This window comes from Kutzneria kofuensis (assembly GCF_014203355.1).
Classification (GTDB): Bacteria; Actinomycetota; Actinomycetes; order Mycobacteriales; family Pseudonocardiaceae; genus Kutzneria; species Kutzneria kofuensis.
On sequence record NZ_JACHIR010000001.1, the window covers coordinates 40,857 to 63,116 of the forward strand.

A 22,260-nucleotide genomic window follows, 5' to 3' on the forward strand; every position below is an offset into this window, starting at 1 on the left:
CATGGCCATGCAACCCGCGGTCCTCGCCGAGACCGAACAGGTGGAGCCGGAGGCCGGCCGGCTGTGGCTGCGCGCGCTGCGCGCCCCGCTGACCCTGACCGGCGTGATCATCACACTGGTTTTCGTCGTGCTGGCGGTGATCGGGCCGTGGATCGCGCCGTACGACCCGTCCGCGGTCAGCGACGCGGCCACCGCTCCCCCGTCGTTCGAGCACTGGCTGGGCACCACCCAGAACGGCCAGGACATCCTGTCCCAGGTCCTCTACGGCGCGCAGGCGTCGATGTTCGTCGGCCTCGGCTCGGCGGTCATCACCACCATCCTGTCGGTCCTGGTCGGCGTCACCGCCGGCTATCTCGGCGGCACCAGCGACGAGCTGTTGTCCTTGCTGGCCAACGTGTTCCTGGTGCTGCCCGGCCTGCCGCTGACCATCATCCTGGCCGCCTACCTGCCGCACAGCGGCTCGCTGGGCATCATCCTGGTGATCTCACTTACCGGTTGGGCGTGGGGCGCCCGGGTGCTGCGCGCGCAGACGTTGTCCCTGCGCAAGCGGGACTTCGTGGAGGCGGCGCGGGCCACCGGCGAACGCACGTCGAAGATCATCCTGCGGGACATCCTGCCCAACCAGCTCGCGGTCATCGCCGCGTCCTTCCTGGGCACGGTGACCGCGGCCATCCTCACCCAGGCCAGCCTGGCGTTCCTCGGGCTGACCGACGTCACGCAGTGGTCGTGGGGCACGATCCTGTACTGGGCACAGGCCGACAGCGCGCTGCTCACCGGCTCCTGGTGGTGGTTCGTGCCGGCCGGCCTGGCCATCGCGCTCATCGGCACCGCGCTGTCGCTGGTCAACTTCGGCATCGACGAGTTCATCAACCCGCGCCTGCGGCAGGCGGGCATCGGCACCAAGAAGGCACAGCGGGCACAGGTGTCCCGCCGTCGCACCAAACGGGTCAAGCGATCCGCGCAGCGGCAGCCGCGGCCCGCGGGCACGCCGTTCACGGCCGACAGCACGGACGTCATCCTGGACGTCCGCGGCCTCAAGGTGAACTACGGCGCCGTCACCGCCGTCGACGACGTCTCGTTCACCTTGAGGCGGGGGGAAGTCCTGGGCATCGCCGGCGAGTCCGGCTCCGGAAAGTCCACATTGGCCTATGCCATCACCCGGCTGCACAAGCCGCCGGCCGAGATCCCGCAGGGCGAGATCCGGTACACCAACGCGGACGGGTCCACCGTGGACGTGCTGGCGATGGACGACGAGGAGCTGCGCGCCTTCCGCTGGGAGGAGCTGTCCATCGTCTTCCAGTCCGCGATGCACGCCCTCAACCCGATCATGCGCATCGGTGAGCAGATCGAGGACGCGCTGGTGGCGCACCGGCCCGGCAGCACGGCCCCGGAGCGGGCCGCGCGGGTGGTGGAACTGCTGGGCATCGTGGGCATTCCGGCCGACCGGGCCAGCTCCTACCCGCACGAGCTGTCCGGCGGCATGCGGCAGCGGGCGATGATCGCGGTCGGGCTGGCGCTCGACCCGGAGATCATCGTGATGGACGAGCCGACCACCGCGCTGGACGTGGTGATCCAGCGGCAGATCATCGACAAGATCATGGAGCTGAAGGACCGGCTCGGCTTCTCGGTCGTGTTCATCACCCACGACCTGTCGCTGCTGATCGAGATGTCCGACACGATCGCGGTGATGTACGGCGGCAAGATCGTGGAAATGGCCGCCGCCGAGGACTTCCACGAGCGGCCGCAGCACCCGTACAGCCGCGGCCTGCTGGAGTCGTTCCCCACGCTCAGCGGCCCGAAGAAGGAGCTCACCGGCATTCCCGGCTCGCCGCCGGACCTGCGGCGACTGCCCAGCGGCTGCTCGTTCCGGCCGCGCTGCCCGGTCGCGTTCGACGCCTGCGCCGAGCACGAGCCGCGGCTGTACCAGATCGGCTCGTCGGCCGCCGCCTGCCTGCTGTACTCCGATGATCACGCCGTGAAGATGGGTGAGAGCGCATGACCGCACCGGTGTTGGAGGCCGTCGACGTCACGAAGCACTTCCCGGTGCGCGGCCTGCTCAAGCGCGGCGGCGGCCGGGTGGTGCACGCCGTGGACAACGTGTCGCTGAAGCTCTACGCGGGCCGGATCACCGCCCTGGTGGGCGAATCCGGCTCCGGAAAGTCCACCTTGGCCCGTCTGCTGGCCCAGCTGTACCCGGTGACCAGCGGCGAGATCCGGCTGCACGGCCGACCCGTGCAGGCCACCCGCGGCAAGGCGTTCCGCGAGCACGTCAGCAGGGTGCAGCTGATCCTCCAGGACCCGTTCGCCTCGTTCAATCCGGTCGCCTCGATCGCCAGCACGCTGCGCCGCGCGGTGTCCATCCACCACGCCGGCAAGGCCAACGACGAGCAGCTGGCCGTGATCGACGACCTGCTGACGCAGACCAATCTGGTGCCGCCGCGGCAGTTCACCCAGAAGTTCCCGCACGAGCTGTCCGGCGGCCAGCTGCAGCGCGTGTCGATCGCCCGCGCGCTGGCCGCGAGCCCCGACGTGTTCCTCGCCGACGAGCCGGTGTCCAGCCTGGACGTCTCCATCCGGCTTGGCATCCTCAACCTGTTGCGGCGCTTGACCGAGGACCGCGACGTCGCCATGCTCTACGTCACCCACGACATCGCGTCGGCCCGCTACTTCGCGGCGGACACGGCCGTGATGTACGCCGGCGAGATCGTGGAGACCGGTCCGTCGGAGACGGTCACGCAGCAGGCCGCGCACCCGTACACGCAGCTGCTGATCTCCTCCGCGCCGGACCCGTCGCGCAGGGAAACCAAGCGGGTCAAGGACATCGGCCAGCCGCCGAGCCTGATCTCGCCGCCGAGCGGCTGCCGGTTCCATCCGCGCTGCCCCTTCGCTCTTGCCCGCTGCGAGCAGGAGAAGCCGCCGACCTTCGAACTCGCCGACGGCCACACCGCCCGGTGCTGGCTGTACGCGGACAAACCCGAGCCCGCCGCGCCAGAAAGGGCCGATGCTCAGTGAACACCTCGGTTCAGATCACCAGAAGAAGCCTGCTGGCGGGCATGATCGCCACCGCCGGCGGTCTCGCCCTCGCCTCCTGCTCATCGGGCGGCGGCTCGTCCTCGTCCGGCAACGGCCTGACGATCACCGTCGCCGGCCAGTCGGACAACCTCACCCAGGTGTTCAACCCGTTCCTGGAGAACACCGCGCTGGGCGTGACCTACAACGGCTCCTTCATCTACGAGCCGCTGGTGCAGATCAACACCGCCGACATCGGCAAGGACATCCCGTGGCTGGCCAAGTCCTGGGAGTGGTCGAACGACAACAAGACGTTCACGGTCACGTTGCAGGACAACGTGAAGTGGACCGACGGCAAGCCGTTCTCCGCCGACGACGTGGTGTTCACCTACCAGCTGCTGCAGAAGTTCCCGGCGCTGAACCTGCAGGGCGTGCCGGCCGGCGAGGTCAGCTCGCCGGCCCCGAACAAGGTCGTGTTCACCTTCAAGGACCCGTCGGAACAGCTGTTCCCGAGCATCGTGTCCGCCCCGATCGTGGCCAAGCACCTGTGGGAGTCGGTCAAGGACCCGACCAGCCACCAGGACCCGAACCCGGTCGGCACCGGGGCGTTCAAGGTCGGCCAGTTCTCGCCGCAGAGCCTGCTGCTGACCCGCAACGACGACTACTGGCAGCCCAAGGCCCAGATCGCGGCGATCCGGTTCGTGCCGTACAAGGACAACTCCACCGTCACCAACGCGATGGTGCAGGGCCAGGCCGACTGGGCCGGCACCTACATCGCCAACGCGGACAAGACGTTCACGTCCAAGAGCAAGAACTACCACTTCTGGGCGCCGCGGGCCGGCACCGACGGCCTGATCCCGAACCTGGAGCGCTGGCCGCTGTCGGACATCGCGGTGCGCAAGGCGATCAGCCTCGGCGTGAACCGCAAGCAGGTGGCCGCGGCCAGTGGCGAGCAGCCCGCCACCAGCGTCACCGGCCTGCCGCTGCCGACCTACCAGTCCTCGGTTTCCGCGCAGTACAAGGGTGTCGGCTTCGTCGAGGACAAGGCCAAGGCGATGCAGACGCTGGAGGCCGCCGGCTACGCCAAGGGCAGCGACGGCTACTACGCCAAGGGCGGCAAGCGGGTCGAGTTCAGCTGCAGCTTCCCGGCCGCGTACACGGAGATCGCCGCGCGGGTGCAGGTGCTGGTGTCGCAGCTGAAGGACATCGGCATCAAACTGAACATCGACACGACCACCGTGGACGACATCAACCCGCGCACGGCCAAGGGTGACTTCGACTCCACCATGGGCTATCCGGTGAGCCCGACGCCCCGCGCGTTCTCGTTCTACAACGACACCATGAACCCGAACCTGTACTACCCGATCGGGCAGTCCACGCCGTCGTTCCAGAACATCGAGCGGTTCAAGGACGACGAGGCGGCCGAGCTGTTCAAGCAGTACCCGCTGGCCACCACCGACGAGGCGCGGCAGCAGATCCTGGACAAGATCGAGACGGTGTTCGTGGAGAAGCTGCCGTGGATCCCCATGTTCTACTGGGGTTCCTACAGCAGCTGGAGCACCGCGCGGGTGACGGGCTTCCCCGATCAGGACAACCCGTACTTCACCGCGGTGCCGAACGTGGTGGTGGCGCTGAGGCTGAAGCCGGCGTGACCGCCGAGATCGCCGTGATGGCGTACACGGTGCTCGACCAGGCCCGCGCCGATCTCGACGGCACGTTCGCCCGGCTGGCCGAGATCGGCTACCGGGGCGTCGAGACGTACGGCCTGGTCGAGCACTTCGGTCCGGCGCGGGTACGGGGCGCGCTGGACGCGGCCGGGCTGGCCGTGACGAGCGCGCACGCGCCGTTCCCGGCCGGCCCGGACGCGGAGTCCATCCTGGACCAGAACGCCGAGCTCGGCGCCGAGGTTCTGGTGTGGAGCATGGAACGGGAGGAGTTCGACTCACCGGACGCGGTCAAGCGCGGCGTGCAGCGGGTGAACGTGGCCGCCGAGCACGCCGCCGCCCGCGGCATGAAGATCGCCTACCACAACCACTTCGCCGAGTTCTCCCAGTTCTTCGGCGGCGTGCAGGCTTACGACCTGCTGCTGGAGCTGTTGGACGACCGGGTGCTGGTGGAGTTGGACGCGTACTGGGCCGTGCTCGGCGGCGCCGATCCGGCCGAGATCCTGACCCGGCTCGGCGACCGCGCGCGGTTCATCCACGTCAAGGACGGCCCCGCGGTCAGTTACTCCGACGACGTGATGGTGCCGATCGGCGAGGGGCGGATCGACTGGCGGACAACGCTTTCCGTGCCGTCGGGCCTGCGCTGGCACATCGTCGAGCTGGAGCGGCTGCACATCGACACGTTCGAGGCGCTGCGACGCAGCTATGACCACCTGGTCGGCAACGGACTCTCGCTGGGGGCGCGATGAAGGTGCTGTTCCTGGGCGGGGCCGGCATGATCGGCTCCGCCTGCGCGGACGAGGCGGTGGCGTCCGGTCTGGACGTCACCGTCGTCACGCGCACCGACCCGAAGCGGCAGCCGCCGCCCGGGGTCCGCGCCCTGCGGGCCGACGTCCGGGACGCCGAGCAGCTGCGGAAGGCGTTGGGCGACGAGGAGTTCGACGCGGTCGTGAACTGGGTCGGCTTCACGCCGGACGACGTCCGGTCACACCCGGCGGTGTTCGGCGGGCGGACCGGGCAGTACGTGTTCGTCAGCACCTGCTCGGTGTTCGCCCGGCCGGTGCCGCAGCTGCCGGTGACCGAGTCGACACCGCGCCGGCAGCCGGTGTTCGGCTACCCACGCGGCAAGATCGCCTGTGAGGTGTTCCTGGAGGACGCGTTCCGGGACAACGGTTTCCCGCTGACGATCGTCCGGCCGGCGCACGTCTACGACCGGACCGTGGTGCCGGTGCTGGCCGGCTGGACGGCGATCGACCGGATGCGGGCCGGCAGGCCCGTGGTGGTGCACGGCGACGGCACCTCGCTGTGGACGCTGATGCACTCCCGGGACTTCGCGCGGGCGTTCGTGCCGCTGCTGGGCAACGGGCACGCGGTCGGCGAGAGCGTGAACGTGGTCTCCGGCGACATCCTGACCTGGGACCAGATCCATCTGCAGTTGGCGGCGGCCGCCGGCGTGCGGGAACCGGTGCTGCGGCACCGGTCCAGCGAGACCATCGCCGAGGTGCTACCGGGTTGGCGGGATGTGCTCGAGCACGACTTCCGGCATTCGATGTTCTTCGACACCGGCAAGCTGCGCTCGCTGGTGCCGGGCTTCGCGCCGGCGGTGTCGTTCGCGGAGGGGGCCCGGGAGCTGGTCGCCCACCACGACAAGGAGCCGCGGCTGCGGGCGGTCGACGAGGACCTGAACTCCGCGTTCGATCGGCTCATCGAGCAGACCGATACAAGACCAAAGTAATACCACTTGGTATTCTGGTCACCGCCGACAGGAGGTACAGCCGATGCAGGGGCCCGTGTGACCGCCGAACAGCCGGTGCTGCCCGCCGCCTACCCGGAGCCGCTGTGGACGCAGGCCGCGGCGCTGCTGCGTACCCGCATCGCGGATGGCGAGCTGCGCCCCGGCGCTCGGCTGCCGCCGGAGCGGGACCTGTGCCAGCAGCTGGCGATCTCCCGGGTGACGCTGCGCAAGGCCCTGGCTTCGCTGGTCGACGAGGGCGTGCTGCGCTCGGCCCACGGCCGTGGCTGGTACGTCACCGCGCCGGAGCGCGGCGACTGGCCCAACACCCTGGAGTCGTTCTCCGAGACGGCACGGCGGATGGGCCTGGCGCCGACGTCCATGGTGCTCCGCGCCTCGGCGGCGCCGGCCAGTTTCGACGAGGCCGAGGAGTTCCAGATCGCGCCGGGCACACCGCTGTTCCGGCTGGAACGGGTGCGGCTGCTGGACGGCGTGCCCATCGCCGTCGACGAGTCGCTGCTGCCCACCGACGTCGCCGACGGCTTCGAGCAACTCGACTTCACCACCGCGTCGCTGTACGAGATCGTCACCGGCCGTGGTTTCCAGCTGGCGCAGGCGGACACCACGATCGAGGCACGGCCGGCGACCGCGGCGATCGCCGGGCACCTGGGCGTCCCGGAGGCCACGCCGATCCTCCAGATGCGCCAGGTGGTGCGGGACCGGACCGGGCGCCCGCTGCTGTCATCCACCATCCGGTACGCGGGCGACCGCTACCGGCTGCGCACGTCCTTCACCAGAAATGTGGGAACGGAGCAGACTTGACTTCCTCCCCTCGTGAACAAGGGAACTCCTACGGCTCGCGCTGTAGGGCTTTCTGCTTCGTCGCCGACTGCCCGCTCGGAGTGTTCCGTTGAGGTCTTACACCGGCTCCACAGACAGACACCGCCAGCCCGGCGGCCAGAAGGTTCCGTGCCGCGTTCACGTCCCGATCATGGGTCGCGCCGCAGTCACACGTCCAGGTCCGGACGTTCAGCGGCATCCTGTTCCTCAGGACACCGCACACGGAGCACAGCCTTGTGAAAGGGAAGAAGCGGTCCACCGCGACCACTTCCCGCCCGTGCCAAGCGGCCTTGTACTCCAGCATGCGCCGGAATTCCGTCCAGCTCGCGTCAGAGATGGCGCGGGCCAGACACCGATTCTTGACCATGTTGCGTACGGTCAAGTCCTCGATCACGAGCGTTTGGTTGTCGCGCACGAGTCGAGTGGTCAGCTTGTGCAGGTGGTCCCTGCGTCGGTCGGCGAGCCGGGCGTGGACGCGGTCAACCACGCGGCGGGCCTTGTCCCGATTGTTCGAGCCTTCTCTTTTGCGGGCGAGGTTCCGCTGTGCCTTGGCAAGTCGGGCACGGTCGGTGCGCTCATGTCGAGGATTGACGACTTTCTCGCCCGTCGAAAGCGTGAGCAGGTGGTCAAGGCCGACATCGACGCCCACCACCGTGCCGGTGGCGGGATACGGCTGCACGCCGGGGTCCTCGCACAACATCGACACGTACCAGCGGCCCGCCGCGTCACGGGACACAGTCACCGTGGTCGGCACCACGCCTTCCGGGAGGGGGCGGGACCAAACGATGTCCAACGGCTGGCTCATCTTCGCCAGCGTCAAGCATCCATCGCGGAACCGGAACGCGGAGCTGGTGTACTCCGCGCTGGCGCGGGATTTCCGCTTGGACTTGAACCGCGGATACCGGGCGCGCTTGGCGAAGAAGTTGGCGAACCCGCTTTGCAGGTGCCGCAGCGCCTGCTGGAGCGGGACCGAGGAGACCTCGTTGAGGTAGGCCAGTTCCTCGGTCCGTTTCCAGGCCGTCAACATCGCCGAGGTCTGGCTGTAGTTGATCCTTTCCCGCCGCGTCCACGCCTCGGAACGGGCCGCGAGTGCGAGGTTGTAGACCTTCCGCACGCACCCGAACGTGCGCGACAGTTCGACCGCCTGCGCCTCGGTCGGATGAAAGCGGTACTTGAATGCCCGCTTCACGTGCGTGGTCACCGTTCGCAAACTATCACGTCCGCCCGTGGCGATCTGCCGTCGGGCGGATGGTGGACGCCGTTTCGGCCAGGCACCGAAACGACTATTCCGGTCCTGCTTCGCAGGTGTCCGATTCCTCCCCGGTCTGGAGACCGGGGTCTCCTCGGAGGTCAGACATGATCGACGGCTACATCGCCTACACGCGGGCCCGCGCCACCCAGGCGGCGGACCTCGCGGCGGCGGTCGACCGTCTGGCCGGCTCGGTGGCGGAGCTGGCGACTGGGGGTCGTCTTTCCGGTCCTGGACCGGTTTTCGTCGGCATCGGCGCGAGCCTCGCGGCCGCCTGCGCGCCGGTGTGGGCGCTGCGTTCGCGCGGCGTCCACTCGTGGCGGCTGGGGGCTGGCGACCACCCGCTGCCGTTCCCGCCGAGCAGCCATCCGGTGTTCGGGGTGTCGCAGAGCGGCCGCAGCGCGGAGACGCTGGCGGTGCTGGAGACCATTCCGGCATCGAAGCGGTATGCCGTGGTCAACGTGGTGCCGTCGCCGATCGCCGACCTGGCCTCGGCCCTGGTCGATCTGGGCAACATCGCCGACAGCTACGCGTCCACCATCGGCTTCACCGCCACCGTCGCGGCGCTCGGGCTGATCGCCGACGCCTGGCACGGCGGCCGAATCGACGACGGCTGGTCGCGCATCGGCGACGTGGTGGCCATGGTCGACCGCGACCTCGGGCCGCGGATCCGTGCGCTGGCGCCGCTTTTCGTGTCAGCGACATCCGCGGACTTCGTCGGGGCCGGGCCGTTCGTGGGCTCGGCGGAGGCCGGGGCTCTGCTGTTCCGCGAGGTGGCGCGGATCCCGTCCACCGGCATGAGCACCCGGCAGTACCTGCACGGCGCCATGGAGTCCGCGGGCGGCGGCGTGCACGTGCTGTTCGGCGCGGACCGGGAGCTCGCCGCGGCCGAGACGCTGGCCGGCGCCGGGCATCCGGCGATCCTCGTGACCAGCGAGGACGTCGACGCCGCTCCGCTGGTGCACCCCGTGCGCATCCCCGACCTGCCGCCCGCGCAGGCCGCGATCGCGCAGATCGTGGTGGTGCAGATCCTGGTCGAGGCCGTGGCCGCGGTGCGCGGCGTGGCCATCGAGGAATTCGTGTTCCACAACAACGACATCAAGGTGCCGGGGCTATGAGAGTTGTGGTCGGGGTCGACGTCGGAGGAACGAAGGTCGCGGTGCGCGTCGCGACGCTGGACGGAGAGGTGGTCAGCGACCACCAGTGGCCCGCGGACGCCTGGTCCGCGTCGCCGGTGCCGGCCGCGGCCCGCTGGCTGCGCTCGCTGCTTTCCCTTGCGGTGCCGGCGGATGACGAGATCGTCGCCGCCGGCATCGGCGCGCAGGGGTGCGACACGCAGGAACATTGCATCGAGCTGGCGGAGGCCGTCGCGGCCCTCGGCGTGCACGCGACCGTGGTCAACGACGCCGCGCTGCTGGTGCCGGCCGCCGGTCTGGAGGAGGGCATCGGCGTCATCGCCGGCACCGGCTCCATCGCCGTCGGGGCCGACGCCGCCGGCACGGTGCTGTTCGCCGGCGGCTGGGGCTGGGTCCTCGGTGACGAAGCGAGTGCGCCCGCCATCGTCCGTGAGGCAACGAAGGCCGCCCTCGCGGCGTACGACGACCGCCGCCCCGACGACGGCCTGCTCCGGGCGCTGCTGCGGCACTACGCCGTCGCCGACCCGCCCGCCCTGGCCCGCGCCGTCAACGACGTGCCGACGCCGGAGAACTGGGGGCCGGGAGCGGTGGCGGTGTTCCAGGCCGCCGACGAGGGTTCTTCGCTGGCCGCCCGCGTGGTGGACGAGGCCGCCCGCAGCCTGAAGTTGTTGGTGTGTCAGCTGATCGCCCGCGGCGCCGTCGGCGACACGGTGGTCGCGGCCGGCAGCGTGATCGTCAACCAGCCGCGGCTCGCCGACCGGTTCCGCGCCCGGCTGGCGGATTTCTACCCGTCGCTCACGCTGCGGCTGCTGGACGTGCCGCCGGTGGCCGGCGGCGTGGAGCTGGCGCTGCGGCGGCTGTCGCCCCAGCGCTGACACTGGTCACCTCGACGCCGCGCCCCCTAGCGCCTCGCCCAACCTGCTTCAGCGCCGTCTCCTTACGCGGCCTCACTTCAGCAGCGAGGCCGCCAGCAGGAACCACGCCGAGTGCGGGATCCACTGCTCGGCCCAGCGCCACGCGTTGCCGGCGGCGACCGGGCCGGGCGGCATGAAGTCGACGTCGTGCTCGTCGGAGAAGCCGGCGGTGATGCCGTTGAGGATGCCGCCGGGCACGTTCTTGAAGATCGCGTGGTACTCGGGGGTGTTGCGACCGCGGCCCTGCAGCATCGAGCTGTCGAACGGGTTGAGGCCGAGCACCCAGTGCACCTGGTCGTCGGCGAGCACCTGCAGGCGTTGGCGCAGCTCGTCGTCGCACTCGGGCTGGGCGGCGGTGACCAGGGCCGCGTAGGCGGCGGAGCAGATGCCGGCGTTCTCGCCCTGCCACCAGTAGCCGGTCTCGTTGCCGTGCGGGAAGAAGAAGCTGGTGCGCGGCTCCTCGCCCTTGGGTTGCACGTACTGGCGGTTGAGGCCGAACGGGTTGGCGACCTCCTCGTTGAGGTGCACGGCGTCGCGGGCCAGCGCGAGCGCGGTGACGCGGGCCTGCGCGCTCACCGGCGAGTCGGCGCAGACCTCGGCGAACCGCAGCAGCGCGATGATCGGCAGGCCGGGCTCGGCGGCGTGGAAGAACGGCCGGCCCTCGACGTCCCCGACGAGGTAGCCGAAGCCGGGACCGTCGGTGTAGCGGCCGATCAGCGATCGGGCACGGTTCTCCGCCTGCGCCACAAGGCTTTCCCCGGCGTTGCACAGCTCGGTCGCAGCGAGCAGCGCGCAGTAGTCGTCGATGACGCTTTCGGTGCCGTCGAAGCTGTACTCGGTGTTGTGCTCCTGCAGGTGGTCGAAGCCGCGGCGGGCCGCCCGCAGGTACTCGGCCTGGGTGAAGTCGCCGCTGACCTCGGCCATCGAGGCGCGGGCCAGGGCGGCGATCGCGAGGCCGCCGCCGTGGCGGTAGGCCGCCTGCCAGCGCTGGGTGCGCACGCTGTCCTGGAGCGGCGCGTTGATCACGCGTTCGTTCAGGTCCTTGGTCAGCGCGTCGAAGATGCCGGTGTAGAAGTAGCCCTCGGGCGACTGGAAGCGGACCAGGAAGTCGGCGCCGTGCAGCCCCTCGTCGCGCAGCTTCGCGCCCAGCGCATCGGACAGCGTCGGGTCGGTGTCCCGCAGGTTGTCCCGGGCGGCGAAGAAGGCCCAGGCGCACAACGGGATCTGCTGCGGGCTCATCATCCGGGTGTACGTGAGGTGGCTGAGGAACTTGCTGAAGTCGCCGGAGGCGTCGAGCCAGCCGCCTCGGGCGTCGACCGTGCGGCCCGAGTCGTCGTTGTAGAACTTGGCCGCGCGGTCCTTGCGGTCGATCTCGCCGGTGGAGCGGACGGCCCGGAAGTAGTTGACGCAGTCGGACATCGCGGTGGCGGGGATGCGCTTGTCCGCGATGGCGAACGGTTCCGAGCGCTGGATGCCCTCCGCCGTCTCGATCTCCACCTGGTACGTGCCCGGCTCGCGGGCAGCGCTGAAGTCGAGACGGCGGAAGGCGCCGACCGACCAGCGATCCACCGTCACCTCGGGACCCGGAGTCAGGTCCAGCCGCGTGCCGTCCTCGCCCACCAGCGCTGCCGTGCGAATCTCGGTGGGGTCGGTGTGCAGCAGCACGGCCTTCTTGCTGCCGGCGGTGTCGTAGCCGAGGTGACTGGTCAGGATCGTGGTCGGCACCACAGGGACGGTAGCCCACGGTTCGTCTTGGTTCAACTGGTATTGCTCTGGACTGCTCTTTGTATTGTCGGTAGCGTCGGTCGACGTGAAGCTGCGCGCCATCCCGTCCACGCTGGTGCTCGTCGACGGGACCGACCTGCACCACGACCTGATCGGCGCCGCCCTGGCGCTGCAGGAGATCGTCACCGAGGCCGGGTTGCCGGCCGCCCGGGGCGTCGGCGTGCACCGCTTCGCCGATCCCATGCCCGCCACCGCCGAAGCCGACGTCTACGTCCTCTACCTGTCCGGTCCGCGGTTCGATCCCGCCGAGCAGCAGGCGCTCTCCGACCTCGTCGCCGCCGGCAAGGGACTGGTCGCCATCCACGCCAGCAACCTGTTCGGCTTCGGCGCCGGCGGTGTCGAAGCGGATCGGGTCGGTATCGACCTGGTCGGGTCGCGGTATCTGTCCCACGGCGACGCCGGCTCCGAGGGCCGGTTCGACGTCCGGGTCAAGGCCGGCCACCCCGTCACCCGCTTCCTCGGCGACTTCGCCATCGACGACGAGTACTACCTGATCGACTGCGTCTCGGACATCGAGGTGCTGGCCGAGCGGGACACCCCCGACGGCCCGCAGCCCATCGCCTACGCGCGCCAGCACGGCAAGGGCCGGGTCTGCTACACCGCCCTCGGCCACGACCCTCGGGCCTGGGGCAATCCCTGGTTCCGACAACTGGTGCGCCAGGCCGTCCTGTGGACCGCCGGCGTCCCCGACGAGGACATCGAGTCCTGGTCCACCCGCTGGCCACTGGGCAACGGCCGCTTCATCGACCGTTGACCCCGGTTGGGGCGGGGCCGGTGGAGGCGCGCACTATCAGCTCGGTGGCCAGCTCGACGTGCAGTGCCTCGAGCTGATGCCGTTCCAGTAGGCGCATGAGCAGGGTGACGGCCATCCTGCCCATCTCCTCCAACGGCTGCCGCACGGTGGTGAGCAGGGGCCGGGTGGCGCGGGCGAGATCGATGTCGTCGAAGCCGGCTATGGACAGGTCCTGGGGCACACGGAGACCCAGGCGGGCGGCGGCGGACATGGCGCCGACGGCCATCTTGTCGTTGAAGCCGATCAACGCCGTGGGCCGGTCGGGGAGGTCGAGGAGTTCGGTGGCGATGCGGAAACCCTCCTCGGTGGTGGGTTCGCCGCTGCGGATCAGGGAAGGCGGGGTGAGCACGCCGACTTCGGCGAGCGCGGCGGAGTGGCCGGCGCGACGGGCGTCGGCGGCGAGCCAGTTGTCGGGGCCGGCGAGGATGCCGATACGGCGGTGGCCGAGCTCGACGAGGTGCTGGGTGAGCCGGCGGGCGCCGGTGAAGTGCGCGGCGGAGACGGCGGCGATGTCCCGGGGCAGGGTGGTGCGCGGATCGATCACCACGAACGGGAAGCCGGCGCCGCGCAGGGCCAGCAGCTGCTCGCTGGGCTCGGGCGGCAGCAACATGATCGCGCCGGCGACGCCGCTCATCAGCGGCAGTCCGGGCAGCACGGCCTTCTGCTGGGCGGCCTCGCCGGCGTTGAGCACGAGGCGTCGGCCGTGCAGGTCAAGGGTCTCCGCGACGGACGAGACGATCAGGCCGAAGTAGTCGGAGAGCACGTACGGGCAGTGCACGTACACCGCGCCCTCGGCGATCCGGCTGCGGCGGGCACGCGGCACCGGCGCCAGACCGCCCAGCCGCTCGATCGCGGCCAGCACCAGGTCCCGGGTGGCGGGTGCGACGTCCCCGCTGTCGTTGAGCACCCGCGAGACGGTCGCGATCGACACCCCGGCGTCGGCCGCGATGTCCCGCACGGTGGCCCGACCGCCGACTCGCCTAGCCATTTGTTTCAGCCGCGTGTTTCATTCCGGCAGTGTAACTCGGACAAAACTGGTTGTGTGCCGAATTCGCTTGTCGTTGACAGTGCCGACGGGCGACTGCTTTGCTGTCCGCGCCGGCAATTGTTCCAGTTCTGTTCCATTCTGTTTCAGAACCTCAGGAGGGCCGATGACGTCCCGTGCCACCGTCGTGGCGGCCGTCGCCGCGACGCTTGCGCTCGGTGCACCGTTAGCTGTCACCGCCAACGCCACGCCCTGGGCCACGGTGTCGGTGTGGGAGACCACCGCGGACCAGAGCCGGCTGCTGACCCCGTTGCCGGGCACCGCCTTCGGCCGCGGCGCCGCGAGCGACCAGACCATCACCGTCGACCAGACCAGGAGATACCAGTCCATCACCGGGTTCGGCGCGTCGTTCACCGACTCGTCGGCCTGGCTGATCGCGAACTCGCCGAAACGCGACGCGATCATGACCAAGCTGTTCGACCCGCGCCGCGGCATCGGGCTGGACTTCCTGCGCCAGCCGATCGGCGCGTCCGACTTCTCCCGGTCGCTGTTCAGCTACGACGACGGGGCGGCCGACCCGACGCTGTCCCGGTTCTCCGTCGCCCACGACCGCGACTACATCCTGCCGATCCTGCGGCAGGCGCTGCGGCTGAACCCGCAGACCACGGTCATGGCCACGCCGTGGAGCGCGCCGGGCTGGATGAAGACCAGCGGCTCGATGATCGGCGGCTCGGTCAGGACCGACGACCAGACACTTCGGGCATACGCGAACTATCTGGTGAAGTTCGTGCAGGCGTACCGAAACGCCGGCGTGCCGGTGTCGCTGCTGTCCGCGCAGAACGAGCCCGAGTACTCCCCCGCGGACTATCCCGGCGCCACCATGACCGCCGCCGACCAGGCCAGGTTCATCGGCGACTACCTCGGCCCCGCGCTGCGCGCCGCCGGGCTGCGCACCGGAATCCTTGCCTACGACCACAACTGGGACGACACCGAGTACCCGTCCACGGTGCTCGGCGACACCAGCGCCGCGAAGTACACGAGCGGCGTGGCCTGGCACTGCTACGGCGGCAATCCCGACGCACAGTCCACGGTGCACGATGCCTTCCCGGCCAAGGACGCCTACTTCACCGAGTGCTCCGGCTCGCAGTCGGCCAACCGTGCCAACACGTTCTCCGACTCACTGGTCTGGCAGACCGAGCACCTGATCATCGGCGGCACCCGCAACTGGGCCAAGTCGGTGGTGACGTGGAACGTCGCGCTCGACCCCAGCGGCGGCCCGACCATGCACTGCACCACCTGCACCGGCGCGGTCACGGTGGACAACACCACCGGTTCCGTGTCGTACAACGCCGAGTACTACGTGCTCGGCCAGGCCAGCAAGTTCGTCAAGCCGGGGGCCGTGCGGATCGACTCGAACACGTTCGGCGCCGGCAACGTCGAGGATGTGGCGTTCCGCAATCCGGACGGCTCCACCGCGTTGATCGTGCTCAACGCCGACGCCGCCAACGCGCGCACCTTCACCGTGTCCGAGCACGGCCGGTCGTTCACCTACACGTTGCCCGCGAAGGCAGTCGCCACCTTCACCTGGCGGTGAAACCGCCCGGGCCGGGCGGGTGAAGCAACCCGCCCGGCCCCGACAGCGTCCGAGTACACAGAAAGGCCTGTGCGATCCGCCCCGCGGAGCGGGATGATCGAACAGTGGCGGTGTTATCGGAAGGGCGTGGCGCGATGACGAGGTGGCCGGCGATCATGTTGGCCGTGACGGGACTGCTGGTTGCCGGATGTTCCGGCGGATCCACCGGCGGCTCGGCGGCCACCAGCACCACACCGCCGCCCCCGCCCGCGAAGGTGGCGATCAGCCCCGCCGCCAACGGGAAGGACGTCGCCACCGAGACGCCGATCAAGGTCACCGCCGACGGCGGCAAGGTCACCGACGTGGAGATCAGCGGCGGCGAGCACGTCACCGGCAAGCTCAGCGCCGACGGCAAGACGTGGACCAGCATCGGAACGCTGAACGTGTCGCAGACCTACACCGTGTCCGCGACCGCGACGAACTCCGCCGGCAAGGCCACCACGTTGTCCAGCACGTTCACCACGGTCACGCCGAAGAGCATCGTGCACACGCACATCTTCGAGGGCGAGAACTCCACCTACGGCGTCGGCATGCCGATCATGCTGACGTTCGACAAGCCCGTGCAGAACAAGGCCGCCGTCGAGCAGGCGCTGCAGCTCACCACCTCGCAGCCCGTGGTCGGGGCGTGGGCGTGGGCCGACGACACGCACCTGAACTTCCGGCCGCGCGAGTTCTGGCCGGCCAACACCAAGGTCTCCTTCGACGGGCACCTCAACGGCGTGCAGGTCTCCCCCGGCGTCTACGGGGCCGCCGAGCTCACGCAGACGTTCAACATCGGCGACTCGCTCGTGGTCGTCGCCGGCACCGCCACGCACCGCATGCAGGTGTACAAGAACGGGACGCTGCAGTACGACTGGCCGATCAGCACCGGCAAGCCCGGCCACGACACGCCCAACGGCACCTACCTCACCATCGACAAGGGCAACCCGGTCGAGATGAAGCCGTCCGACATCGCCCCCGGCGCGCCCGGCTACTACGACCTCAAGGTGCCGTGGTCCGTGCGGTTCACCTGGAGCGGCGACTACCTGCACGACGCCTACTGGTCCGTCGGGCAGCAGGGCAGCGAGGACGTCAGCCACGGCTGCGTGAACATGGCTCCCGAGGCCGCTCAGGCCTACTACGAGGAGGAGCTGCCCGGCGATCCGGTGACCATCACCGGCAGCCCGCTTGCCGGCACGCCGGGCGACGGCTGGACCGACTGGTTCGACAACTGGCAGACCCTGCTCGGCAAGAGCGCCACCCACCAGGCCGTGCAGGCCGGCCCGTCCGGCAGTTCCCTCGTCGCGCCCACCTCGGTCGCCGCGTCCACCGCCGTCGCGCCCACCGGCATCCCCGTCGAGAACAACGCGGTCGCGTCGTAGTCGACGGGGACGGTCAGGCGCTCGCCATCGCCAGCACGATGGTGGTGAGCAGGATGCCGCACACCGTGGAGGCGAACAGCATGCCGGCGAAGACCTTGCCGGCCGTGCCGAGCAGGTTCTGCACGGAGGACAGGATGCGGCCCAGCACGCGGACGACGGCGATCAGCAGCATGACGCCGAGCACGAGCGCGACGGCGAACATGAGGGACATATCCGAGCTGTTCATGGCAACTCCCGACAGGTGCGGGTGATGCGGGGTCAGGGACGGTGTCGAGACGCCCCGGCCGGCGGGGCCGGCCGTGAACCGGGTGGGGCTGGGCGGTGCGCGGGTGTCGCCGGTGGCAGCCGGGCTGGGTGGTTCATCACTCCACCTCCTGAACTTCACCAAGCTCAGTCAACTTCAGTCCAAACTTGGTGAAGTTAACGATAGAGTGTGGAACGCAGGTGGACAAGGGCCGTCGACACGCTAGTGGAACGCCTACATCGGTACACCTGGTTGATGGTGTACCGTGCCAGCTTCAGCGAGGTATGGTGAAGTTAACTTAAGGGGTTTACCGCCGTGCACCCGACCTCTCCCGCTCTGGCCGCACGTCTGAGGGCGTTGCGGGAAGAAACATGGCCGGGGCGAGTCGTCACGCAGGCCCAGCTGGCGGACGCGTTCGGCGCCGAGCGGTCGACCAGCGTGCCGTTGATCTCCTCCTGGGAGAGCCTCGCCAATCCCAGGAAGCCGCCGGCGGTCCGTCTCGAGCAGTACGCCCGGTTCTTCGCCACCGAGCGATCCGTCCACGGCAGCCACCACCGCCTGCTCCCGGTGGACGACCTCACGCCGGCGGAACGCGCGGGGTACGAGGACCTGCTCGCCGAGCTGACCGAGCTCCGGTCGGAGCAGCCCGCCCGGCGCGGCGTCCATGCCACCGCCGCCCCGCATGGCCTCTGGCACTTCCCCGACGGCTACGACATCATCATCGTCTGTGCCCGGCTACCCCGGGATCTCGTGCACTCGATGGGGTCCTACACGGACCCGAACGACCCCGACTACGTCGAGCTGTACACGTACGCGGACCCCGACGCGCTGATCGAGCTGTTCGGCCACGTCCGCGCGCTGAACCCGACCAGCGAGGTTCGGTTCAAGACGGTCGACCAGCTCGACCGGGACGACTACACCAAGCACCTGGTGCTGCTGGGCGGCGTCGACTGGAACCGACTGACCAGAGAGCTGCTGGAGCGCGTAGATGTCCCGGTGGAGCAGATAACCCGGCCCAGCACGGCGGAGCCCAGCGGCTTCGAGGTGACCGACCACGGCACGCGCATGTACTCGCCGATCGTGCGGTCCGGCCGGCTCCTCGAGGACGTGGCGCACTTCTACCGCGGCGAGAACCCGTTCAACGTGGCGCGCACCGTCACCATCTGCAACGGGATGTACGGCCGTGGCACCTACGGGGCGGTGCGTGCCCTGACCGACGTCAAATTTCGCGAGCGAAACGACGACTACGCGCGTGACCAGCTCGACCGGCACGACTCGTACAGCCTGCTGATGCGGGTGCAGGTCGTGGACGGAGAGGTTCTGACCCCGGACTGGACCGTCGCCGAGACTCGCCTCCACGAATGGCCGGAGGCCACCAGTTGACCCGTGCCGACACGACGGCGAGCCCCCTCAACGACCTCACGCTCCACCACGGCTCCCACCGCAACCTGCTCACGCTCGTCACCGAGCCGCCGCTCGGGCCCGGCGAGGTCGACGCGATCATCGTGCCCACCGCGCGCCGGGCCGCCCACCTCAAGCGGGCCGTCGAACTCGCCGCGAAACTGCGGTGCACGCTGGTCACGCTGAACAGCAAATGGTCGTCGGCCGCCGCGACGCGGCGCATGTTCCTGCAGACCGGCGTCGACATCGCCGCAGTGAACATGGATGACGTCTCCCCCGCGCTGCTGCCGGAAATCGGCACGACGTCGTTGTTGGCCGGTACTCCGTTCGCCCGGGGCACCGACACCAGCCGCAAGCGCAATCTCGGGCTGTTGATCGCGCGGATGGCCGGCTGGAAACACGTCGTCTTCCTGGACGACGACATCGACATCCCGGACCACCAGCACCTCACCGACGCGGTGCGGCTGCTGCACCGGTTCGACGGGGTGGGCCTCACCGTCGGCGGATATCCGGACAATTCCGTGGTGTGTCATGCGCACCGCGAGACCGGGGGCTTCCAGGACACGTTCGTCGGCGGCGGCGCGCTGGCCGTGAACGCGGCCTCCTGCGAGTCGTTCTTTCCGGACGTCTACAACGAGGACTGGTTCTTCCTGCTCAACGACACGCGGCTGCGGCCGATCGCGAAGACCACCGGCCTCGCGGTCCAGAAGCCGTACGACCCGTTCGCGAACGAGCAGCGGGCCCGCACCGAGGAATTCGGGGATGTGCTCGCCGAGGGCGTGTTCTGGCTGTTGGACCAGGGCAAACGCGTCCAGGACGCGAGCGTGGACTACTGGCGGAAGTTCCTGGCCAAGCGGCTCGGCTTCATCAACGACGTGCTGCTCCGGGTCGACGACGCCGACATGGGCGCCGCCGAGCGTGAGCGAATGAAATCGGCACTGCGGGCGGCGCGCGGCCGGTGCACGCTCGTCACGCCGGAACTGTGCGTGCAGTACCTCAGGGCATGGCGCACGGATCGCGGCAAATGGCGCCGCCACCTGGAACGGCACGACCGCATCTCCACCGAGCTGGGCCAGCCGAGCATCGACGACGTGTTGCTCCTGCTGGGCATTTCTCAGCCCAGCAACTTGACCAGCACGGTGCATTCCTCGCGCGTCTCCAGCAACGTGTCGTCCGGGAGCCATTCCCGCTGAATGCAGTCCACCCGGCCGAAGCCCCAGTCCTGGTAGCCGAGCCGCTTGTACAGGCGTTCCGCGTCCACGTTCGACAGCTCGACCGCCAGCGCGACGGTCGTGTAGTGCCGGTCCCGCAACACCTGTTCGGCGGCCTCGACCAGGCGGGTGCCGATGCCCTGGTTGCGGCTGCCGGCGAACACTTCGAGATGGGTGATCAGCGGCGTTTCCGGCAGGTGCTCACGGATCTCGGCCTCCTCGGCCGGTTCCAGCCACAGGTAGACGCTGCCCACGGCGAGATCGCCGCGCCACGCGGCGAGGAACACGCCGCGGCCGTCGTCCTGGCGGGCCAGCCGGTCGTGGACGTATCCGGCCTGGCCACGCGCCTCGAGGGCCGGCGCTTCGCCCAGGCGCACGGGGTGTATCTCCAGGTCGACCATCACGTCCGACGGTAGGCGAGCCCGGGGCGCGCGTCACTGGTCCGACAGGGTGGGCCGCCGGTCAGAGGACGATCAGGGCGCGGGGGCTGTCGAGGGTGCCGGCGGCGAGGCGGGAGTAGGCGGTTTCGATGTCGTCGAAGGGGAAGCGCTGGACTTCGTTGCGGATGGCGCCGGTGGCGGCCAGGGAGATGACGTCGTGCAGGTCGGTGATGGCGGAGCCCTGGAAGGTGAAGACCTCGCCGTCCTTGGGGAGGGCGCCGAGCAGGGGGGCGGTGAGGCGGCCGCCGGCGGCGCCGACGAGGCCGTAGCAGCCGCCGGGGCGGAGGGCGCGCAGACCGGCGGCGATGGTGTCGTCGGCGCCGACGAAGTCGAGGACGGCGTCGGCGCCGGAGATGCCGTCGAGGGAGGGGAAGGCCTCGTGCGCGCCGAGGGAGAGGGCGGCGGGGAGGCGGGCGGGGTTAGTGTCGACGGCCACGATGCGGGCGGCGGTCAGCAGGCGTAAGAACTGCACGGCGAAGGAGCCGAGACCGCCGACGCCGATCACGGCGACGGTGCCGCCGGGGTGAATGCGGGGCAGCGCCCGGCGGACGGCGTGGTAGGAGGTGGCGCCGGCATCGGTCAAGGGCCCGGAGGTGACGGGGTCGAGGGATGCCAAGGGGATCAGGAACCGTTTGCCGTCAACGAGAACGTACTCGGCGAGCCCGCCGTCACGACCGTAGCCGCGGCCGGCCCGGCCGTTGGGGCACGCGGAATCCAGGCCCCGCTGGCAATGCCAGCACTGTCCGCACGAATTCGGCGACACGAGCGCGACGGCATCGCCCTCGGCGAAGCCGGTGACACCGTCGCCGAGGACGGCGATCCGGCCGGCGACCTCGTGCCCGAGCGTGAACGGCACCCGCCAGCCGAGCCGCTCCCCCACCGAGGCCGGCATGTGCGGCAGGCTGACGTCGGTGTGGCACAACCCGCAGCCCGCCACCCGGACCAGCACCTGCCCCGGACCTGGTTGCGGCACCGGCACATCCACCACCTGCGGCGGCTTGCCCCACTCGGTGATCCGAAATGCGCGCATGTCGATCACGGTACCGGGATTCGACCGCCGGCGATCTGCTCCAACACGGCCTTGGCGGCGGGCGCAGCGCCGGCAGCGATTTCACGGCTCGTGATCAGAACCGTAGCGTTGTGGTCATGACGAGGCGATTTCTCATCACCGGGGCCAGCCGGGGCATCGGCCGCGCGCTGGCGCAGCGCGTCGCGGACGCCGGCCACCGGCCGATCGGACTGGCCCGGACCGCGCCGGCCGACTTCCCCGGCGAGTTCCACGAGGTCGACGTGCTCGACCGCGCCGCGACCGCCGACGCGCTGGGCAAGATCGGCGACGTCGACGGCGTGGTCAACAACGTCGGCTTCGCCCGGATGGCCCCGCTCGGCGAGATCGACCTCGACGACCTGGCCTGGATGTACGACGGCAACGTCCGCGTCGCGGTGCAGGTGACGCAGGCGGCGCTGCCGGCGATGAAGGCGGCCGGCTGGGGCCGCATCGTCAACGTCACCAGCCTCGTCACCCTCGGCACGCCCAACCGCAGCGCCTACGCCGCCGCCAAGGGCGCGATGGACGCGCTGACCAAGGTCTGGGCGGGCGAGCTGGCCGGCGCCGGCATCACCGTCAACTCGGTGGCGCCGGGCCCGACCGAGACGGAGATGTTCCGCCGCAACACCCCCGTCGGCTCGCCACAGGAGGAGCGGTTCTTCGACAGCCTCCCGATCGGCCGCATCGGCCGGCCGGAGGAGGTGGCGGCGGCGATCTCCTTCCTGCTCTCGGAGGACGGCGCCTACACCACCGGCCAGATCATCCGCGTGGACGGCGGCGGCAGCATCGCCGCCTCGCAGCGCCGATAAGGCGCC

20 protein-coding genes are annotated in these 22,260 nt (G+C 69.9%); 14 read left to right on the top strand and 6 right to left on the bottom strand.

The genetic code is table 11. From position 1 onward, the window contains the following. Window position 1: 1 nt before the first annotated feature. From BJ998_RS46945 to BJ998_RS00235, 6 genes are read left to right on the top strand one after another with little or no spacing between them, the layout of a single operon-like run. The gene (locus tag BJ998_RS46945) at window positions 2-1,999 is read left to right on the top strand and encodes a dipeptide/oligopeptide/nickel ABC transporter permease/ATP-binding protein (protein ID WP_184857344.1); all 1,998 of its coding nucleotides are present in this window, start codon (window positions 2-4) and stop codon (window positions 1,997-1,999) included. Next, window positions 1,996-3,012 (top strand): ABC transporter ATP-binding protein, encoded by a 1,017-nt coding sequence (locus BJ998_RS00215; protein ID WP_184857346.1) that lies wholly within the window; start codon window positions 1,996-1,998, stop codon window positions 3,010-3,012. Before BJ998_RS46945 ends, BJ998_RS00215 begins: the two co-directional genes overlap by 4 nt. Continuing rightward, window positions 3,009-4,661 (top strand): ABC transporter substrate-binding protein, encoded by a 1,653-nt coding sequence (locus tag BJ998_RS00220; protein ID WP_221337814.1) that lies wholly within the window; start codon window positions 3,009-3,011, stop codon window positions 4,659-4,661. Before BJ998_RS00215 ends, BJ998_RS00220 begins: the two co-directional genes overlap by 4 nt. Next, window positions 4,658-5,422, top strand: a complete 765-nt coding sequence (locus BJ998_RS00225) for a sugar phosphate isomerase/epimerase family protein (RefSeq protein WP_221337815.1) — start codon at window positions 4,658-4,660, stop codon at window positions 5,420-5,422. Before BJ998_RS00220 ends, BJ998_RS00225 begins: the two co-directional genes overlap by 4 nt. Continuing rightward, the gene (locus BJ998_RS00230) at window positions 5,419-6,408 is read left to right on the top strand and encodes an NAD-dependent epimerase/dehydratase family protein (RefSeq protein ID WP_184857348.1); all 990 of its coding nucleotides are present in this window, start codon (window positions 5,419-5,421) and stop codon (window positions 6,406-6,408) included. The genes BJ998_RS00225 and BJ998_RS00230 overlap by 4 nt, the downstream gene beginning before the upstream one ends. Before the next feature lie 57 nt (window positions 6,409-6,465). After that, complete coding sequence (locus tag BJ998_RS00235; RefSeq protein WP_184857350.1) at window positions 6,466-7,227, top strand: GntR family transcriptional regulator; 762 nt, start codon at window positions 6,466-6,468, stop codon at window positions 7,225-7,227. 28 nt (window positions 7,228-7,255) lie between these two features. Here the strand turns inward: BJ998_RS00235 and BJ998_RS00240 are convergent, their stop codons facing one another. Continuing rightward, on the bottom strand, window positions 7,256-8,446 hold the full coding sequence (locus tag BJ998_RS00240) for an RNA-guided endonuclease InsQ/TnpB family protein (protein ID WP_184857352.1): 1,191 nt from the start codon (window positions 8,444-8,446) through the stop codon (window positions 7,256-7,258). Window positions 8,447-8,601: 155 nt separating this feature from the next. On the opposite strand from BJ998_RS00240, the gene BJ998_RS00245 reads away from it, so the two are divergent. Next, window positions 8,602-9,612 carry an SIS domain-containing protein gene (locus BJ998_RS00245; protein WP_221337817.1) on the top strand — a complete coding sequence of 337 codons (1,011 nt, stop codon included), beginning with the start codon at window positions 8,602-8,604 and terminating at the stop codon, window positions 9,610-9,612. Then, window positions 9,609-10,505 carry a BadF/BadG/BcrA/BcrD ATPase family protein gene (locus BJ998_RS00250; RefSeq protein WP_184857354.1) on the top strand — a complete coding sequence of 299 codons (897 nt, stop codon included), beginning with the start codon at window positions 9,609-9,611 and terminating at the stop codon, window positions 10,503-10,505. Before BJ998_RS00245 ends, BJ998_RS00250 begins: the two co-directional genes overlap by 4 nt. A 72-nt stretch (window positions 10,506-10,577) precedes the next feature. Here the strand turns inward: BJ998_RS00250 and BJ998_RS00255 are convergent, their stop codons facing one another. Continuing rightward, window positions 10,578-12,269: a glycoside hydrolase family 9 protein gene (locus tag BJ998_RS00255; protein ID WP_221337818.1), complete on the bottom strand. Its 1,692-nt coding sequence runs from the start codon at window positions 12,267-12,269 to the stop codon at window positions 10,578-10,580. An 85-nt stretch (window positions 12,270-12,354) separates the two neighbouring features. Here BJ998_RS00255 and BJ998_RS00260 point away from each other — a divergent pair, with 85 nt between their 5' ends. Further along, window positions 12,355-13,083, top strand: a complete 729-nt coding sequence (locus BJ998_RS00260; RefSeq protein ID WP_184857358.1) for a ThuA domain-containing protein — start codon at window positions 12,355-12,357, stop codon at window positions 13,081-13,083. Here the strand turns inward: BJ998_RS00260 and BJ998_RS00265 are convergent. Further along, window positions 13,070-14,110: a LacI family DNA-binding transcriptional regulator gene (locus BJ998_RS00265; RefSeq protein ID WP_184857360.1), complete on the bottom strand. Its 1,041-nt coding sequence runs from the start codon at window positions 14,108-14,110 to the stop codon at window positions 13,070-13,072. The genes BJ998_RS00260 and BJ998_RS00265 overlap by 14 nt on opposite strands. Window positions 14,111-14,273: 163 nt before the next feature. Between BJ998_RS00265 and BJ998_RS00270 the strand changes: the two genes are divergently transcribed. Together BJ998_RS00270 and BJ998_RS00275 are read left to right on the top strand one after the other, a co-directional pair. After that, the gene (locus tag BJ998_RS00270; RefSeq protein ID WP_184857362.1) at window positions 14,274-15,701 is read left to right on the top strand and encodes a glycoside hydrolase family 30 protein; all 1,428 of its coding nucleotides are present in this window, start codon (window positions 14,274-14,276) and stop codon (window positions 15,699-15,701) included. A gap of 164 nt (window positions 15,702-15,865) precedes the next feature. Next, the gene (locus BJ998_RS00275) at window positions 15,866-17,101 is read left to right on the top strand and encodes a L,D-transpeptidase (protein WP_184857364.1); all 1,236 of its coding nucleotides are present in this window, start codon (window positions 15,866-15,868) and stop codon (window positions 17,099-17,101) included. A 13-nt stretch (window positions 17,102-17,114) separates the two neighbouring features. On the opposite strand, the gene BJ998_RS00280 is transcribed toward BJ998_RS00275, so the two are convergent. Continuing rightward, window positions 17,115-17,327: a hypothetical protein gene (locus tag BJ998_RS00280; protein WP_184857366.1), complete on the bottom strand. Its 213-nt coding sequence runs from the start codon at window positions 17,325-17,327 to the stop codon at window positions 17,115-17,117. A 333-nt stretch (window positions 17,328-17,660) separates the two neighbouring features. Between BJ998_RS00280 and BJ998_RS00285 the strand changes: the two genes are divergently transcribed. Further along, entirely contained in the window at window positions 17,661-18,728 is a 1,068-nt protein-coding gene (locus BJ998_RS00285) for an XRE family transcriptional regulator (protein ID WP_184857368.1), read from the top strand. Next, window positions 18,707-19,939, top strand: a complete 1,233-nt coding sequence (locus tag BJ998_RS00290) for a glycosyltransferase family protein (RefSeq protein ID WP_184857370.1) — start codon at window positions 18,707-18,709, stop codon at window positions 19,937-19,939. The genes BJ998_RS00285 and BJ998_RS00290 overlap by 22 nt, the downstream gene beginning before the upstream one ends. On the opposite strand, the gene BJ998_RS00295 is transcribed toward BJ998_RS00290, so the two are convergent. Then, window positions 19,861-20,358, bottom strand: coding sequence for a GNAT family N-acetyltransferase (locus BJ998_RS00295; RefSeq protein ID WP_184857372.1), 498 nt, complete (start codon window positions 20,356-20,358; stop codon window positions 19,861-19,863). The genes BJ998_RS00290 and BJ998_RS00295 overlap by 79 nt on opposite strands. A gap of 61 nt (window positions 20,359-20,419) precedes the next feature. Further along, window positions 20,420-21,427, bottom strand: coding sequence for an alcohol dehydrogenase catalytic domain-containing protein (locus BJ998_RS00300; RefSeq protein ID WP_184857374.1), 1,008 nt, complete (start codon window positions 21,425-21,427; stop codon window positions 20,420-20,422). Window positions 21,428-21,543: 116 nt separating this feature from the next. Between BJ998_RS00300 and BJ998_RS00305 the strand changes: the two genes are divergently transcribed. After that, complete coding sequence (locus BJ998_RS00305; protein ID WP_184857376.1) at window positions 21,544-22,254, top strand: SDR family oxidoreductase; 711 nt, start codon at window positions 21,544-21,546, stop codon at window positions 22,252-22,254. The last annotated feature ends 6 nt before the right edge of the window (window positions 22,255-22,260 follow it).